Origin of the sequence: Snodgrassella alvi wkB2 (genome assembly GCF_000600005.1) — a bacterium.
In the GTDB taxonomy this organism is placed as follows: Bacteria; Pseudomonadota; Gammaproteobacteria; order Burkholderiales; family Neisseriaceae; genus Snodgrassella; species Snodgrassella alvi.
The window spans coordinates 282,407-297,960 of sequence record NZ_CP007446.1 but is presented as its reverse complement, the minus strand read 5'-3'; the positions used below and the strand labels follow the sequence as shown (position 1 = coordinate 297,960).

15 protein-coding genes and 4 tRNA genes are annotated in these 15,554 nt (G+C 42.5%); 2 read left to right on the top strand and 17 right to left on the bottom strand.

Features of this window, described 5'->3' with window-relative positions; genetic code table 11:
• Window positions 1-119 precede the first annotated feature (119 nt).
• From nusG to dprA, 12 genes are all read right to left on the bottom strand, one after another.
• Window positions 120-653, bottom strand: coding sequence for a transcription termination/antitermination protein NusG (gene nusG, locus SALWKB2_RS01305; RefSeq protein WP_025329893.1), 534 nt, complete (start codon window positions 651-653; stop codon window positions 120-122).
• Between the two features lie 2 nt (window positions 654-655).
• Entirely contained in the window at window positions 656-1,108 is a 453-nt protein-coding gene (gene secE / locus SALWKB2_RS01300) for a preprotein translocase subunit SecE (protein ID WP_025329892.1), read from the bottom strand.
• Window positions 1,109-1,171: 63 nt separating this feature from the next.
• Window positions 1,172-1,247, bottom strand: a tRNA-Trp gene (locus tag SALWKB2_RS01295).
• A gap of 8 nt (window positions 1,248-1,255) precedes the next feature.
• Window positions 1,256-2,446 (bottom strand): elongation factor Tu, encoded by a 1,191-nt coding sequence (tuf, locus tag SALWKB2_RS01290; protein ID WP_025329891.1) that lies wholly within the window; start codon window positions 2,444-2,446, stop codon window positions 1,256-1,258.
• Window positions 2,447-2,488: 42 nt separating this feature from the next.
• Window positions 2,489-2,563: transfer RNA gene (locus SALWKB2_RS01285), tRNA-Thr, on the bottom strand.
• Between the two features lie 22 nt (window positions 2,564-2,585).
• Window positions 2,586-2,659: transfer RNA gene (locus SALWKB2_RS01280), tRNA-Gly, on the bottom strand.
• 38 nt (window positions 2,660-2,697) lie between these two features.
• Window positions 2,698-2,781, bottom strand: a tRNA-Tyr gene (locus tag SALWKB2_RS01275).
• Between the two features lie 113 nt (window positions 2,782-2,894).
• A complete protein-coding gene (locus SALWKB2_RS01270; RefSeq protein WP_025329890.1) occupies window positions 2,895-3,149 on the bottom strand; it encodes a YfhL family 4Fe-4S dicluster ferredoxin in 255 nt (84 codons plus the stop codon).
• 91 nt (window positions 3,150-3,240) lie between these two features.
• On the bottom strand, window positions 3,241-3,813 hold the full coding sequence (gene rsmD / locus SALWKB2_RS01265) for a 16S rRNA (guanine(966)-N(2))-methyltransferase RsmD (protein WP_025329889.1): 573 nt from the start codon (window positions 3,811-3,813) through the stop codon (window positions 3,241-3,243).
• Window positions 3,814-3,891: 78 nt separating this feature from the next.
• Complete coding sequence (gene topA / locus SALWKB2_RS01260; RefSeq protein ID WP_025329888.1) at window positions 3,892-6,186, bottom strand: type I DNA topoisomerase; 2,295 nt, start codon at window positions 6,184-6,186, stop codon at window positions 3,892-3,894.
• Window positions 6,187-6,327: 141 nt separating this feature from the next.
• Window positions 6,328-6,786 (bottom strand): DUF494 family protein, encoded by a 459-nt coding sequence (locus SALWKB2_RS01255; RefSeq protein ID WP_025329887.1) that lies wholly within the window; start codon window positions 6,784-6,786, stop codon window positions 6,328-6,330.
• A gap of 11 nt (window positions 6,787-6,797) precedes the next feature.
• Window positions 6,798-7,976: a DNA-processing protein DprA gene (dprA, locus tag SALWKB2_RS01250; protein WP_025329886.1), complete on the bottom strand. Its 1,179-nt coding sequence runs from the start codon at window positions 7,974-7,976 to the stop codon at window positions 6,798-6,800.
• Window positions 7,977-8,363: 387 nt separating this feature from the next.
• On the opposite strand from dprA, the gene SALWKB2_RS01245 reads away from it, so the two are divergent.
• Window positions 8,364-9,149, top strand: a complete 786-nt coding sequence (locus tag SALWKB2_RS01245; RefSeq protein WP_025329885.1) for a DUF2071 domain-containing protein — start codon at window positions 8,364-8,366, stop codon at window positions 9,147-9,149.
• A 97-nt stretch (window positions 9,150-9,246) separates the two neighbouring features.
• On the opposite strand, the gene ruvC is transcribed toward SALWKB2_RS01245, so the two are convergent.
• The 4 genes from ruvC to SALWKB2_RS01225 all read right to left on the bottom strand — a co-directional run bounded on the left by ruvC (window position 9,247) and on the right by SALWKB2_RS01225 (window position 13,436).
• Window positions 9,247-9,798, bottom strand: coding sequence for a crossover junction endodeoxyribonuclease RuvC (gene ruvC / locus SALWKB2_RS01240; protein ID WP_025329884.1), 552 nt, complete (start codon window positions 9,796-9,798; stop codon window positions 9,247-9,249).
• Window positions 9,799-9,928: 130 nt separating this feature from the next.
• A complete protein-coding gene (murU, locus tag SALWKB2_RS01235; RefSeq protein WP_025329883.1) occupies window positions 9,929-10,630 on the bottom strand; it encodes an N-acetylmuramate alpha-1-phosphate uridylyltransferase MurU in 702 nt (233 codons plus the stop codon).
• A gap of 131 nt (window positions 10,631-10,761) precedes the next feature.
• Window positions 10,762-11,991 carry a PilT/PilU family type 4a pilus ATPase gene (locus tag SALWKB2_RS01230; protein ID WP_080690477.1) on the bottom strand — a complete coding sequence of 410 codons (1,230 nt, stop codon included), beginning with the start codon at window positions 11,989-11,991 and terminating at the stop codon, window positions 10,762-10,764.
• 401 nt (window positions 11,992-12,392) lie between these two features.
• Complete coding sequence (locus SALWKB2_RS01225; protein ID WP_025329881.1) at window positions 12,393-13,436, bottom strand: type IV pilus twitching motility protein PilT; 1,044 nt, start codon at window positions 13,434-13,436, stop codon at window positions 12,393-12,395.
• Between the two features lie 159 nt (window positions 13,437-13,595).
• On the opposite strand from SALWKB2_RS01225, the gene SALWKB2_RS01220 reads away from it, so the two are divergent.
• Window positions 13,596-14,315 carry a YggS family pyridoxal phosphate-dependent enzyme gene (locus SALWKB2_RS01220; RefSeq protein WP_025329880.1) on the top strand — a complete coding sequence of 240 codons (720 nt, stop codon included), beginning with the start codon at window positions 13,596-13,598 and terminating at the stop codon, window positions 14,313-14,315.
• A gap of 76 nt (window positions 14,316-14,391) precedes the next feature.
• Here the strand turns inward: SALWKB2_RS01220 and pdxY are convergent, their stop codons facing one another.
• The gene (gene pdxY, locus SALWKB2_RS01215) at window positions 14,392-15,258 is read right to left on the bottom strand and encodes a pyridoxal kinase PdxY (protein ID WP_025329879.1); all 867 of its coding nucleotides are present in this window, start codon (window positions 15,256-15,258) and stop codon (window positions 14,392-14,394) included.
• Between the last annotated feature and the right edge of the window lie 296 nt (window positions 15,259-15,554).

The following is a 15,554-nucleotide window of genomic DNA, read 5'->3' as shown; positions in this document are numbered from 1 at the left end:
AAACTCCAAATAAACGGGTATGACGCAGCAAATGCTGCTCCCCAAAAGCAAGACCCGTGATTATAAAGAAAAAACCTTTTCCTTACAAGCACAGGTTAGTTTATGTTGTATTATTGCAGTTAAATTTTCTCTACCTGAGAAAATTCCAGCTCAACCGGTGTTTCACGTCCAAATATCTGCACAGCAACACGCAGTTTATTGCGTTCGTAATTGACTTCTTCTACAACACCATTAAAGTCTTTAAACGGACCTTCATTTACCCGCACTTGCTGACCAACATCAAAGAGGACTTTTGGTTTTGGTTTTTCTACCCCACTTTGCACCTGATGCAAGATAGCATCCACTTCACGAGCTGAAATAGGCAATGGTTTATTGGCTGTTCCGCCAATAAAGCCCGTCACACGTGGTGTATTTTTAACCAAGTGCCACGAAGCATCGGTCATATCCATTTCTACCAGAACATAACCAGGAAAAAATTTACGTTCAGTAATACTGCGACGCCCGTTTTTTATATCCACAACTTCTTCAACCGGCACCAGTATCTGACCAAAATATTCACCCATTCCTTCACGCTCAATGCGCTCTTTTAAGGTTTTTTGTACATTTTTTTCAAAACCGGAATAAGCGTGTACAACATACCACTGTTTTGCCATGATCAGCTTCTCCTCATAAAGATGTCAAATAACAACCATGAAATCAGGCTGTCAACACCCCAAATAAATAACGACAAGATAGCAACAAATATCAGCACAAACAGGGTCATGCGTAATGCCTCATTACGCTCTGGCCAAACTACTTTTCTGGCTTCCGATACACAGTCGCGCACATAAGCAGTAAGTTTGCGTCCACCCGTACTCCAAAAAAATACAATTACAATGGCTGCTACTACACCTACCAATGGAAATAAATAACGGATATAAAGTGGCAATTGCGCATCAAGAGCATAGAATGCCTGAATACCAGCGGTAACCAATATAGCGGAGAGAAGATATTTCAATAAATCAAACCATTTATTACGTTTGACTTCCAACTCCTGCTGTTGCTTAGCTTCAGCTTTTAATTGTGCTTTGGTTTTGGCTCCTACATCTTTCGATGTTTTGTTGTCCATATAACCACCTTTTAATTAATACAAAAAAGACTAACCGACCATTGGCCGATTAGTCTGATTTTTTGGCAGGCCAGGAGGGTCTCGAACCCCCAACCCTCGGTTTTGGAGACCGATACTCTACCAATTGAGCTACTGGCCTACAAAACTTTAAGCGATAACTTTAGCAACCACACCGGCACCAACTGTTCGGCCACCTTCACGAATCGCAAAGCGTAAGCCTTCTTCCATCGCAATCGGATGAATCAGTTCTACGTCTATCGTTACATTCTCTCCCGGCATTACCATTTCCACTCCTTCTGCCAGACTTACTGCGCCAGTTACGTCTGTTGTACGGAAATAGAACTGCGGACGGTAGTTCGCAAAGAACGGTGTATGACGACCACCTTCTTCTTTGCTCAGTACGTATACTTCTGCTTTGAATTTGGTGTGCGGAGTGATGCTGCCCGGTTTTGCCAGTACCTGACCACGTTCTACTTCTTCACGTTTGGTACCACGCAGCAATACACCTACGTTATCACCTGCCTGACCCTGATCCAGCAATTTGCGGAACATTTCAACGCCAGTACATGTGGTTTTCTGGGTATCTTTCAAACCAACGATTTCAATTTCGTCACCTACATTGATTACACCGCGTTCTACACGACCGGTAACCACGGTACCACGACCTGAAATTGAGAATACGTCTTCAATCGGCAACAGGAATGGTTTGTCTACCGCACGTTCCGGTGTAGGAATGTAGCTGTCCAGTGCATCTGCCAAAGCCATAATTGAAGCTTCACCAATGTCTGACTGGTCACCTTCCAGTGCTTTCAGAGCTGAACCTTTAATCAAAGGAACATCATCACCCGGGAATTCGTAGCTTGACAACAGGTCACGAATTTCCATTTCTACCAGTTCCAGCAATTCTTCATCGTCAACCATGTCACATTTGTTCATGTAAACGATAATGTAAGGTACACCTACCTGACGGGCTAACAGGATGTGCTCACGGGTTTGTGGCATCGGACCGTCAGCTGCAGAAACCACCAGAATCGCGCCATCCATCTGGGCTGCACCGGTAATCATGTTTTTCACGTAGTCAGCGTGTCCCGGGCAGTCAACGTGTGCATAGTGACGTTCTGCGGTTTCGTATTCTACGTGTGATGTATTAATGGTAATACCACGGGCTTTTTCTTCCGGGGCATTGTCAATCTGATCATAAGCTTTGGCTGCACCACCAAATTTCTGGGACAGAATGGTACACATTGCAGCAGTCAAAGTGGTTTTACCATGGTCAACGTGACCAATGGTGCCAACGTTTACGTGCGGTTTGCTCCGCTCGAATTTTTCTTTAGCCATGGCTACTTCCTATCTAAAGATGATTAGGTTTATCAATTCTAATGGTGCCCATGGACAGAATTGAACTGTCGGCCTCTCCCTTACCAAGGGAGTGCTCTACCCCTGAGCTACATGGGCGTACGGTAGGTATTTACTTATCTGGAGCGGGTGAAGGGAATCGAACCCTCACCGTAAGCTTGGAAGGCTTCTGCTCTACCATTGAGCTACACCCGCATACTCACTTAAAAAAATTACAAGTAAGACTGGAATTTTGGTGGAGGGAGAAGGATTCGAACCTTCGAAGCTTTCGCAACAGATTTACAGTCTGCCCCCTTTGGCCGCTCGGGAATCCCTCCAAAAGAGAACGGCATGATAATGTTCATTTGCCACTTCGTCAAGTCTATTCAGCATTTTTTTTTGCTTAAAATAGTAATCAACTGTTTCAAATACATTTCATGCCTGGAAAAATTTACTCTTTTTCCGCCATTAGCTGCTGATATTTTGCTTCCAGCTCTTCTTCGCTTTCCGGATGTTCTTCATCAATAATGATACAGTCTACCGGGCAAACCTGCTGGCATTGCGGCTCATCATAATGGCCGATACACTGTGTACAGCGCTCAGGAGTGATTTCATAAATCTCATCACCCTGATAAATAGCGTTGTTCGGGCACTCAGGCTCACATACATCGCAGTTAATGCACTCATCTGTTATCAAGAGTGACATGTTTTTCCTTTATCGTTAAATTTAACTCTAAACCGTTGGGCGCGGATTATAGCACTATTTTGTTTTCTCTCCTGCAATCCGGTCTTTCTCCCTACTCAGTATCAATTTTATGATAAGTTAATAATTCAAAACGACTTATACCTGACTTTCCTTGTTTAAGTACCTCCCAGCCAGCTGGAAGTACAGGTAATGTGTTACTTTCCATGTATACGCGCGCATTCGGAAGCAAATGTAATGAAACAACCTCCAGCAGTTCATGCCATTGCTGCCAGACATACGGCGGATCGAGAAATACTATGTTAAATTGCTGGTGATTATTTATGAGAAAACTGTGTGCTTCTGTACAGATAAGCTCTATCTGCCCAAAATTCAATTGCTGCACATTACTTTTTATTGCTGCCGCAACCTGACGATTTTTTTCTATCATAGTAACTTTGGCAGCATTTCGTGAGGCAGCCTCCAGCCCCATTACCCCACTACCGGCAAAAAGGTCCAGAACTGCCATCCCGGTTAAATCCTGTCCCAGCCAGTTAAACAATCGTTCACGCACGCTATCTGCAGTCGGACGCAGTCCTTCGGCTGCCGGAAATGTTAATTTACGTCCGCGATGAGTACCGCCAATAATGCGTACCTGATTGCGATGCTGATACTGTACTTTTGCCACGTATACTCACTCCGATAAAAAAAGACTTTCAGGCATTCTGAAAGTCTTGATACATCTAATTTTTTAAAGCAGCCTGATTTATTCTTTTGGTGCAGGTGGTTCAATCTGCTCGGTATAACCGCACTCTTTTTGCGGACACACTTTTTCAGTTCCACGCCGCTTAGTTGTTTTGATGGTCATTATTGGCCAGCCACACTGCGGACAGCTTTCTTTAACCGGCGGATTCCAGACAGCATAATCACAGTCCGGATAAGTATTACAACTGTAAAATAATTTACCATAACGACTTTTACGCTCAATCAGACTGCCTTTATGACATTTAGGGCACTCAATACCAGTGTCTTTTGGCTTTTCAAGCGGTTCAATATATTTACATTTAGGATAATTGGAACAACCGATAAATTTGCCGTAACGTCCGCGTTTATATACCAGTTGTCCTTCACACTTCGGACAAACCCGCCCTTCTACAACTGTCGGTTCTTCCGCTGCCTTTGCTGCTTCCTCGGCTGTTTCATTAACATTGCGGGTGTAGTCACATTCCGGATAACCGCTGCATGCAATAAAACGCCCGCGCTTACCAAATTTAATTTGTAATTGGTGGGTACCGCATTTAGGACAGATTTCATCCAGATTTTCGGCAGTTAATTCTGCGCGGGGTATATCTTCCTTAGCTTTGATTTCTTTATCAAAGCCTTTCCAGAACTGCTGCATTACGGGTTTCCATTCCCGTTTACCGCCGGCTATATCATCCAGCTGATTTTCCAGTCTGGCAGTAAAGTTATAATCCACATACTGACCGAAATGTTCGGTCAGAAATTTATTAACCACTTCACCGGTATCAGTGGGCATAAAACGTTTCTGCTCCAGAGTAACATATTCCCGCTCTTTTAGTGTGGAAATAATACTGGCATAGGTTGATGGGCGACCAATACCATACTCTTCCAGTGCTTTGACCAGACTGGCTTCAGAATAACGTGGTGGCGGCTGGGTAAAATGCTGCTCGCCAAAAATCCTGTCAACCGGCAAACTGTCACCCTCATGTAGTTCCGGCAATTTTTTGGCATTCTCATCTTCTTCGCTGTCGTCCACACCCTCTTCATAGACACTGAGGAAACCGGCAAAAATTTGTACCTGTCCGGTTACTCTGAAGATACCTTTACCCACAACAATATCAACACTGGTAGTATCAAAGCGTGCAGGCGCCATCTGACAGGCCACTGCCCGCTGCCATATCATCTGATACAGGCGAAACTGGTCGGCAGTCAGAAATGGTTTTACTGCTTCTGGCGTACGATATACTGAGGTAGGACGAATAGCCTCATGCGCTTCCTGTGCATTTTTAGATTTGGTTTTGTATATTTTGGGCGATGAAGGTAAAAATTCATTACCGATTTTGTTGTCAATATAATGACGTATTTCTGTTACAGCTTCATCTGAGAGACTAACCGAATCGGTACGCATATACGTAATCAGACCCACAGCTCCTTGTCCGACATCCACACCTTCATATAACTGCTGTGCGGTACGCATGGTACGATCAGTGGTCATACTCAGCTTACGTACTGCTTCCTGCTGCATAGTCGAGGTAGTAAATGGAGCAGCAGGATTACGGCTGCGCTTTTTCTTTTCTACGTTAGATACATGAGCTGGTTGACCGGCCAAAGCAGAAACGATACCTTGCTGACGTTCCTCATCAGGAATGTCAAATTGTTCCAGCTTCTGTCCCTGCCAATGAGTTAGTTTAGCGGTAAATTTAGTACGTGCTTTATGGCTGTCAAGGTGTACAGTCCAGTATTCCTGTGCAGTAAACTCGCGGATTTCCTCTTCTCGTTCACAAATCATGCGTAATGCCGGGCTTTGTACTCTGCCAGCAGATAAACCACGACGAATTTTTTTCCACAATAAAGGTGACAGATTAAAACCTACCAGATAATCCAGTGCCCGTCTCGTCTGCTGCGCATCTACCAGCGTTTGTGACAATTCACGCGGATGAGCTACTGCATCCAGTACAGCTTTTTTGGTCACTTCATGAAACACTACCCGCTTTGGCTGCAGGTTTTTCAGACCGCGTTTGGATTTCAGTATTTCCTGCAAATGCCATGAGATGGCTTCACCTTCCCTATCCGGGTCGGTAGCCAGATACAATGCATCAGCCTCTTTAGCTGCAGCCACAATTGCATCGAGATGTTTGGCATTACGACTTACTAACTGGTATTTCATAGCAAAGTCATTTTCTGGATCCACTGCACCGCTTTTGGGAACCAGATCACGCACGTGACCGTAGGAAGCGAGAATTTCAAAATCGCTACCTAAATATTTCTTCAGCGTTTTCGCTTTAGATGGAGATTCAACAATCAACAGGTTTTTTGCCATTAGTTCAGGCTCACATTCGTAATTTAAATATTTGTGATATGTTGTTAGTCTGGATTATTCTAATAAATACATTTGAACAATGCAAAAAGCTTTCAGACACGCTGACTGAAAGCTTTCATGCAACTGTATCGCTTCAGTAACTTACTGCATGACGGCTTCACCATTGAGCGCAGCCATTAATTCATCACCTATCAGCACCGGTAATTCTGAGCGGTGTGCCCATAACACCAGTAAAGCTAATACTTTAGCATGATCCACCGTAATATCTTCGTAAGGTAAGTTCATCAGGGCATTGAGTACAAATTCACGCTGCTCAGGATTAAGAGCACCATTCTGCTCCAGAAAATGTACCAGTCCACGCACTTCAAGCGGAAGCGCATCGAGCTCTTCATTATTATAAATGCGTGATCCAGTGCTATTGCGTAACTTTTCTGCCGGAATTAATGGTTCAAAACGCAAATCGTCCAGACAGGATAAAGCGTCGCCGATTTCTTCATCATTAAAACCGACTTCTTCCAACAATACGCCTAAGTCTTTACGCGGTGGAAATGCATCAACGTCTTGAAAGTGCTCAATCAAAAACGCTATTACATCAATCATTTGCTTTCCTCTCAAGATTTAATGCGTTGATAACAGCCGCCTGGCAGAGTGGTAATCCAGCCACCAAGCTCCAATGTCACGAGATGAGCATACACATCTGTAGCAGCCATGCCAAGTGCTGTAACTAACATATCCGGATGCATTATGCCGTAACCCAGTCCGTCCAGCACCTGCTGCTCCATCGGGTTAAGTATACAATCTGGTGAATGAACTGATAATGAATCTTCTGAACTATCAGTATTTGTAGATGATTTACTTATATCATCAGTTTGCAGATGAGGACGATTGCTATATGATTGCAAATCTTTTTTTTGCAAGAGGCGTGGACATTCCTGCAAAATATCTTCCAGATTTTCTACTAATTTGGCACCCTGTTTGATTAATGCGTGGCAGCCTTTACTTAAAGGGTTATCAATAGAACCCGGTATCGCCATAACTTCCCGCCCCATTTCTCCGGCCAGTCTTGCAGTAATCAATGAGCCCGATTCAGTTGCGGCTTCAACTACCAGCGTACCCTGACTAAGTGCAGCAATCAAGCGGTTACGTCGCGGAAAATTTCCTGGAGAAGGACGAGTACCTAAAGGAAATTCAGAAATAATACAGCCATGAGCAGCAATTTGTGTGGCTAAATTTTTGTTACGTGCCGGATATACTCTGTCAATACCTGTACCCCAAACTGCCACTGTTGTACCCATTGCCTGCAAAGCACCCTGATGTGCTGCTGTATCTGCCCCACTAGCCATGCCTGAAATAATTGTTACACCTTTCCGTGCCAGTGCGGCTGCAAAATCATGTGTAATGCGCATGGCTTGTGGTGTAGCATGCCGACTGCCAACAATTGATAAAGCAGGTTGATGCAAACACTGGCTATCACCACGAACAAACAATAATGGAGGCGGTGTTAAACCCTTGGTCAGCATTGCCGGAAAATCATTATCTGCCAGTAGTAATAAACGTGCATCAGTATGCGCTTGCTCCCATTCTATAGCTGCTTCAGTTGCCTGCTTTGCTACATCACTATGCCAATACTTACTGATTTGCCGTTGACAAAAAGGCGATATTTCAGCAGCCGATGTACTAAGAGCATTTTGCGCGGAACCAAAATATTTAATTATGCGAAGAAAAGTTTCAGCACCTACAAACGGAGTCAATGCCAATTCAATCCAGGCTAGGCGTTCTTGTGTATCCATATTATATTTTTAATATTTATTACATTTGATTATGACAAAATTATTAAAAATAAACAAATTTTGTTTTTTATTATTATTTATTCACATAATATTCAAATCAAATAATTTTACAATTATGACAAACATATTAAATAGATAATTCCCCGTTTACCATAAGCTAATTAATTAGCTTTTAAAAATATAATTTTATCTAATATTCTTTATATATAAAAAAATTAATTTATGATATGAAATTATTATTTTTTATAATGTAAATATTTAAAATAAATTTAATAATTTATATTAATTAATGTTTACTTTTGTAAATTTAATATATATACTAAATTTAGGAAAATTTATAACTCCTGATACTGATTAGATTTCCAGATAAGAATTAAAGGTATTGATATGCTAACGCCTCTTAAATTTAAAGATTTTCTGCATCCGCGTCCGGCTCCATCAGGCATAGATGTAGACTGTAAATTAAAACATTTTGCTATTATTACTTACGCGATTGATGCAGAGAGATTTGCAGGATTATTTCCATCACGTTTTCAGCTGGATAGTGTCATAATTAATGGTGAGCAAAAAGGCTTGTTATCAGTAGTACCTTTTATGGATGTTGATTTCACTTCAGCCGTTTATCCGTTCCCTGTTTTTACCATGGGGCAAACCAACTATAGAATTTATATTATAGATACCACTACTGGTGAACGCTGTGTCTGGTTTTTAGGCACAACTCTGGATTCCTGGACGATTATGGTACCCCGGAATGTATGGAAATTACCCTGGCATCGGGGCAAAATAAGTTTCAATTGTCACTTTGACCCACTTTCCAAATGTTACCAGCACTATGAAATGCATACAGAGTCTGACTGGGCACCTGCACAGGTACAATTAAGCCAGCAGCCAGACCAAAAATTTCATTTTCAGGGATTTCCTGATAATGAAACTGCACTGGTATATCTGACTCATCCACTGGCCGGCTTCTACTATCGGCGTAATAGCAAATTGGGTACTTACCGTGTATGGCATGATCGACTAGACGTAAAGCCGGCAAAACTTGAGTCAGCACAATTTGGCCTGTTAAGTAGAATGAATTTAGTTAATCAGGATGAACAACAGCATCCCTACAGCGTTTTACTTCAGCCTATCAACGAATTTACTATCTATTTACCACCAACAGCGTTATAGATTTTATCAACAAAAATTATAAGTTACTAATAGTATTGTTCTGCACATAGAAATAGGTACTTTAACGAATAGCAGAATATCGTCTGGCAGACAGAATTCAACGAAAACGACCAGATTTAATGGTTAGCCCCTGTTGAATTCTTGAAGCCAGACTATAATTTCGTAAAGCATGAGTTAATGCTACCGCTAAAGCATCCGCAGCATCAGCCTGAGGCGTACCCGACAGCGACAGCATTTGCACCACCATATGCTGTACCTGCTCTTTAGCAGCTTTCCCCTTACCTACTACAGCCTGTTTGACCTGTAATGCAGTATATTCAAATACAGGCAGCTCTCCCAAGGTTAATGCTGCCAATACGGCTCCGCGAGCCTGTCCCAGTACCAGTGTTGCAGCAGGATTAACATTGACAAAAACCTGTTCTACAGCAGTTTGCGTTGGCTGATAGGTTGTAATCACCTCACGTAAATTTTGAACGATTATGCGGATACGTTCAGCTAATGGGGCACCTGAAGTCGTTTTAATGCAACCGGAAGCCACATAAATATGCTGGCTACCGATGACATCAATCACTCCAAAGCCGGTAACTCGGCTGCCAGGATCAACGCCCAGAATTCGGATATGAGTTTGCTCTTTCGGCTGTTTTTGCATGCTTTACTACTTAATCACTGAAAAACAATAATTTATTCTGACAGGTTGTAACACTATCTTATAAAACGGATATTCGCTCTGCCAGTTGAGTAAATTATGTTACCGTATATTAATCATACCTGTTAGTGATTCATGATATTTTTTCAACAAGCCATTGATTTGCTTGTTTCAATCGCTCTACTGTACCTACATCCAGCCAATAGCCGTCATAATACTCTCCGCTCACCAGCCCGGTTTGCATAGCTGTACGCAACAAAGGTGCCAGTTTAGCCCGGGTATATCTTGGTATCTCATTAAAAAGAGCAGGATGATAGACACCTACACCACTGAAAGTAAATGCCGGGTTTTCTGGCTGCCGTTCAACAACATCTCCTTGGTCCGTCAGACTAAAATCACCCTCCGGATGATGTACCGGATTATTAACCAGCCATAGATGTGCCAGCTTACCTGTTTGCTGTAACTTTTTACTAATCTTTAACGCCTGTGCAAAATCAATATCAGTTAAAACATCTCCGTTTATGACCAGAAAAGGGGCATGCCCCAATAAAGGTAAGGCCGTGGCAATCCCTCCGGCTGTTTCCAACCCACCCTCAGCTTCCGCAGAATAACGGATATTCACGCCATAAGTACGCCCTGAACCTAGAGTATCTTCGATTTGCTGTCCAAGCCAGGCATGATTAATAACAATATCAGTAAATCCGGCTGCCTTTAACCGCCGTAAATGATGGGCAATTAAAGGTATACCACCAACATTCAGCAATGGTTTCGGACAAGTATCTGTCAGTGGACGCATACGCTCACCGCGTCCGGCAGCAAGAATCATGGCTTTCATGGTGATTGATTATTCCGTAGTAAATACAGTTAAAATTACAAGCTGATAGATCAAGCCGATAATATAACAGGCAAAGCATATAGCTTTGCCTGAATATTCGAAATCATAGCTGATTAATAAATTTAATCAGTTTAAATCAGATTCAAATCTGCCCCAGTATCAAAGATTGCCGCACCCTTTTCACCCTGTTCATACAGATTAATACGTAAACGTAAGTCATTGGGTGAATCAGACTGACGTAAGGCTTCGTCAAAATCAATAATACCATCAGCATATAACTGGAACAGACATTGATCGAAAGTTTGCATGCCATCATTACCTGCTTTAGCCATCAGTTCTTTTATCTGCATTAATTCACCTTTGTAGATATAGTCCTGAACAGTAGCAGTATTAATAAGCAAGTCAACCACAGCACGACGGCCTTTACCATCTTTTTTCGAAGCCAGGCGCTGACCAATAATACATACCAGATTCAGTGCCAAATCCATCAATACTTGTTTATGCTGCTCTTCCGGATAAAAGTTCAGAATACGTTCAATAGCCTGATTTGCACTGCTGGCATGCAGAGTAAAAAAGCATAAGTGGCCAGTTTGAGCCAGCTTTAATGCATACTCCATGCTTTCATCACTGCGCACCTCCCCCACACAGACTACATCAGGAGCCTCACGCAGTGCACTTTGCATAGCATTATCCCAGCTCAGCGTATCTACGCCTACCTCGCGATGAGTAATAATGCTTTTCTTAGGTTTATGAACATATTCAATCGGATCTTCAATAGTCAGAATATGGCCGGCAGAATTAGCATTGCGATAATCCAGCATAGCAGCCATAGTAGTGGATTTACCGCTACCGGTAGGACCGGCAAGAATAATCAGCCCGCGTTTTTTCATTACCAGCTCGTCTAGCACCGGTGGGAGAAAAAGGCTTTCAGTAGTTGGAATATCGGTGGTAATCCGGCGCAGTACCATGCCTACCCGACCTTGTTCATGATAGGCATTTACCCTGAAGCGCACGCCATTTTTAGCAATAATGGAATAGTTCAGATCCAGTTCTTGGATAAACCGCTGACGTTGCGCCATGGTCATGGTTGACATAGCAATTTTGGCAGTTTCATCAGCAGTTAAAGGCTTAGTAGGCGCCGGTGTGATCTTACCATCAATTTTCCATGATGGCGGGAATCCGGGACTGATAAAGATATCAGCAGCATTTAAACGCACAGCTTCCACAGCCATTTTTTCCAGTACCGGATGAAGATGGATAGTTTCCCGTTCCAGAGTAAGGGAAGCATGAGTACTGGCAGAAGCTGCTGCACTGATATCGGGTGTATGTGAATCTGTCATTGTGCTTGTAGGTTTTGTCATTGTATTGATTTCAGAAGTAACGGAAGTCTTTGCAGGAATACGTTCTGCAACCGGTACAGATACAGCTTTTTCAGTTTGTGATACTGCTGTAACAGCAGATTTTGTCATATTTCCGGCAGTTGCTGTTGTGGCTGTTGTATTCGGCGCTGATATTTGGTTTGCTGTCGTTACCGTAACCTCTTTTGCAACAGCATTAGACTGCAAAACCGGTTGTTCTGTTGTCACTGTGGATGTATTGGCAGCTGTACCGGAAGCAGAAGTATCGGCAGCACCGGTTGCTGCAGGATGTTGATAATGATTAACCATATCTGCAAGTAGATCAGATAAAGCGGACGACTCCTCAGCAGAACCTTTCAACGTACCCATATCAATACACTTTCCTATATAAAAACAACAAACAATTAGCCTACCAGCTGATCCGGACTTACTGCTTTGGCACGTGCAACATCTATACTAATACGGTTTTCACGCACTAATTGCTGTAAACACTGATCGAGTGTCTGCATTCCGAATTTCTGACCAGTTTGTAAAGTAGAGTTGATCTGAGCAATTTTGTTTTCCCGAATCAGGTTACGTACTGCCGGATTACTGATCATAATTTCATGTGCTGCCACACGGCCGTTACCATCTTTGGTTTTAAGCAGAGTCTGAGAAATCACTGCCTGCAAACTTTCTGATAGCATGGAACGAACCATTTCTTTTTCACCTGCAGGGAATACATCCACAATACGGTCAACGGTTTTAGCAGCACCTGTGGTATGCAAAGTACCAAACACTAAGTGACCTGTTTCGGCAGCAGTTAAAGCCAGACCAATCGTTTCAGGGTCACGCATTTCGCCTACCAGAATCACATCCGGATCTTCACGCAGTGCCGAACGCAGGGCATTGGCGAAACTATGAGTATGCTGATGCAGTTCACGCTGATTTACCAACGATTTTTTACTTTGATGTACAAACTCAATCGGGTCTTCAATTGTTAGAATATGACCGGCATCATTATTATTGATGTAGTCGATCATTGCTGCCAGTGTAGTTGACTTACCGGAACCAGTAGGACCGGTTACCAGTACCAGCCCGCGCGGCAGTTCTGCAATTTTCTGAAAAATTGCCGGAGCCCTCAGTTCTTCAAGTGTAAGAACTTTACTCGGAATGGTACGCATAACGGCTGCAGGACCGCGTTCAGTATTAAAGGCATTCACACGGAACCGCGATACATTGGGCAATTCGAACGAAAAGTCAGTTTCCAGGTTTTGCTGATATTCCTTGCGCTGATAATCGTTCATGATAGAAGCAATCATTTTGCCTACTTCTTCTGCACTCAATTCAGGCAGATTGATACGGCGGATATCACCATTAACGCGTATCATGGGAGGCAGACCAGCACTCAGATGCAAGTCGGAAGCTTTATTTTTAACGCCGAAGGCCAATAAATCGGTTATCTGCATATTTACTCCATTATGCTTGCCTGCATGATACAGGCACAAAATATGGTTCTTATTTTAATCAAGTTGTCGTATCTTTAAAATGAAAATATTTGTCACTATGTCAAAATTTTTACAAATATACTTAGATTTAATCAGAAAAATTGAAAAACACCATTAATTATGAAAAATACAGACATCTTAATTCAACACTGGCAACAGGTACTGGCAAACATAAATGATGTCTGCCGGCAAACTGCGGCACCACAGCCGGTACAGCTGATTGCTGTCAGTAAAACCTTTCCTGCCAATGATATCATTACTTTATATGAGGCTGGTCAGCGTGATTTTGGTGAAAACTATATTCAGGAATTCAGCGAAAAAACCAGTCAGCTCGCTGAGCTGGATGTTGTCTGGCACATGATAGGGCATATTCAGTCAAATAAAAGCCGAATTGTGGCAGAACGGGCACACTGGGTACACACTATTGATCGTGAAAAAATTGCCCGGCGGCTGCATGAGCGGCGTCCTGAATATTTACCGCCCCTCAATGTCTGTATTGAGGTGAATATTTCAGCAGAAAGCAATAAACATGGTATTAGCCCAGATAAAAGCGAATTACTGACACTGGCTAATATGATCAGCGAATTACCGCGTCTTAAACTGCGCGGACTTATGTGTGTAGCCAAGGCCGGTAGCACAGACACTGAATTACAACAACAGTTCCATCAGATGCAAAACCTGTTACAGTACTTGCACCAGGCCGGTTTTGCTGTTGATGTATTATCAATGGGTATGAGCGCGGATTTAAGTATTGCTATAGCTTGCGGAGCTACTCATGTACGGGTAGGCAGTGCAATTTTCGGGCAGCGCAACTACACTCAGACAGAAAATAATTCTTAGAAATAAAATTATGCCGGTAAGGATTTCTTACCGGCAGCACAAAAATTATCATCATTATGATAAATATATAAATCAATCAGGCTATTTTCTCAGCCTGAAAGCAATGTGCAGGATGAGCTATTTCTTCCTGAGCAGCGACCACCTGCAACTCATACTGCCGGCGTTTCAGAGTTTCCAGCATAACGCCGTATACTGCAGCAGTAGTATGCTCAAATGACTCCAGCAAGGTCTTACCAGACAGATAATCAGCCAGAAAAATACCACTGGTCATATCTCCCACACCTACCGGCTGCCGTTCACCAAAATCTACCAGTGGCCGGTGAATATGCCATGCTTCCTCAGCAGTGACCAGCAGCATTTCAAAACGATCTGTCTGATAGCCGGCACGGCTCAAATGTTTCACCAGAACCACCTGCGGACCTTTATTGCATAAAGCGCGGCAGGCTGCAACTGCTTCCTCCACATTATGAATACGTTGTTTGTTGTTCAATTCTTCCAGCTCAAACAGATTCGGCGCAATCATATCACTCAGCGGCAAAGCCACATCACACAAAAATTCAGCTACACCACCTGCCACAATACAGCCTTTTTCCGGATGTCCCATTACCGGATCACAAAAATAAATGGCTTGCGGGTTAGCTTGTTTCACTTTTCTGACAATATCAGTAATCGCATTGCCTTGCTCAGCTGAACCCATATAACCACTTAGTACAGCATCACAATTTTTTAATTCATCAATTGCGGCAATACCATCTGCAATATCCAGTAAATGTGCAGCCGGCATTACCATACCTTTCCATTGCTTGTACTGAGTATGGTTAGAAAACTGTACTGTATTTAATGGCCAGACATTGACACCTAACCGACGGATAGGAAAAACTGTAGCACTGTTACCTGCATGACCAAATACCACGTGAGACTGAATTGAAAGTATATTTTTCATAATAATGCCATTTACAATCCGATGAGTGTTTACCCTGCGAATTTCATAAAAACCTGATAATCAGCTAAACATGCTGACAAAACTGATTATACTCAGATTATATTGGTTCGGATAAATCATTACTTATATCAACACCTCAGTCCGGTATCTTGCTTTTCATACCTGTATACAAATTAATTACAACATAATTTGTCCGGATTTATCTCTAGCATTGCAAAAACAATACGATATTAAATTTATTTACAAAATACTCAGATATTCATCTAACAACCAAACCTTGTATTTTATTTTTTCTC

Coding starts and splice junctions, on each gene's coding strand:
- nusG (WP_025329893.1), bottom strand. CDS start 653: ATGGCAAAACAGTGGTATGTTGTACACGCTTATTCCGGTTTTGAAAAA.
- secE (WP_025329892.1), bottom strand. CDS start 1,108: ATGGACAACAAAACATCGAAAGATGTAGGAGCCAAAACCAAAGCACAA.
- tuf (WP_025329891.1), bottom strand. CDS start 2,446: ATGGCTAAAGAAAAATTCGAGCGGAGCAAACCGCACGTAAACGTTGGC.
- SALWKB2_RS01270 (WP_025329890.1), bottom strand. CDS start 3,149: ATGTCACTCTTGATAACAGATGAGTGCATTAACTGCGATGTATGTGAG.
- topA (WP_025329888.1), bottom strand. CDS start 6,186: ATGGCAAAAAACCTGTTGATTGTTGAATCTCCATCTAAAGCGAAAACG.
- SALWKB2_RS01255 (WP_025329887.1), bottom strand. CDS start 6,786: ATGATTGATGTAATAGCGTTTTTGATTGAGCACTTTCAAGACGTTGAT.
- dprA (WP_025329886.1), bottom strand. CDS start 7,976: ATGGATACACAAGAACGCCTAGCCTGGATTGAATTGGCATTGACTCCG.
- SALWKB2_RS01245 (WP_025329885.1), top strand. CDS start 8,364: ATGCTAACGCCTCTTAAATTTAAAGATTTTCTGCATCCGCGTCCGGCT.
- ruvC (WP_025329884.1), bottom strand. CDS start 9,798: ATGCAAAAACAGCCGAAAGAGCAAACTCATATCCGAATTCTGGGCGTT.
- murU (WP_025329883.1), bottom strand. CDS start 10,630: ATGAAAGCCATGATTCTTGCTGCCGGACGCGGTGAGCGTATGCGTCCA.
- SALWKB2_RS01230 (WP_080690477.1), bottom strand. CDS start 11,991: ATGACAAAACCTACAAGCACAATGACAGATTCACATACACCCGATATC.
- SALWKB2_RS01225 (WP_025329881.1), bottom strand. CDS start 13,436: ATGCAGATAACCGATTTATTGGCCTTCGGCGTTAAAAATAAAGCTTCC.
- SALWKB2_RS01220 (WP_025329880.1), top strand. CDS start 13,596: ATGAAAAATACAGACATCTTAATTCAACACTGGCAACAGGTACTGGCA.
- pdxY (WP_025329879.1), bottom strand. CDS start 15,258: ATGAAAAATATACTTTCAATTCAGTCTCACGTGGTATTTGGTCATGCA.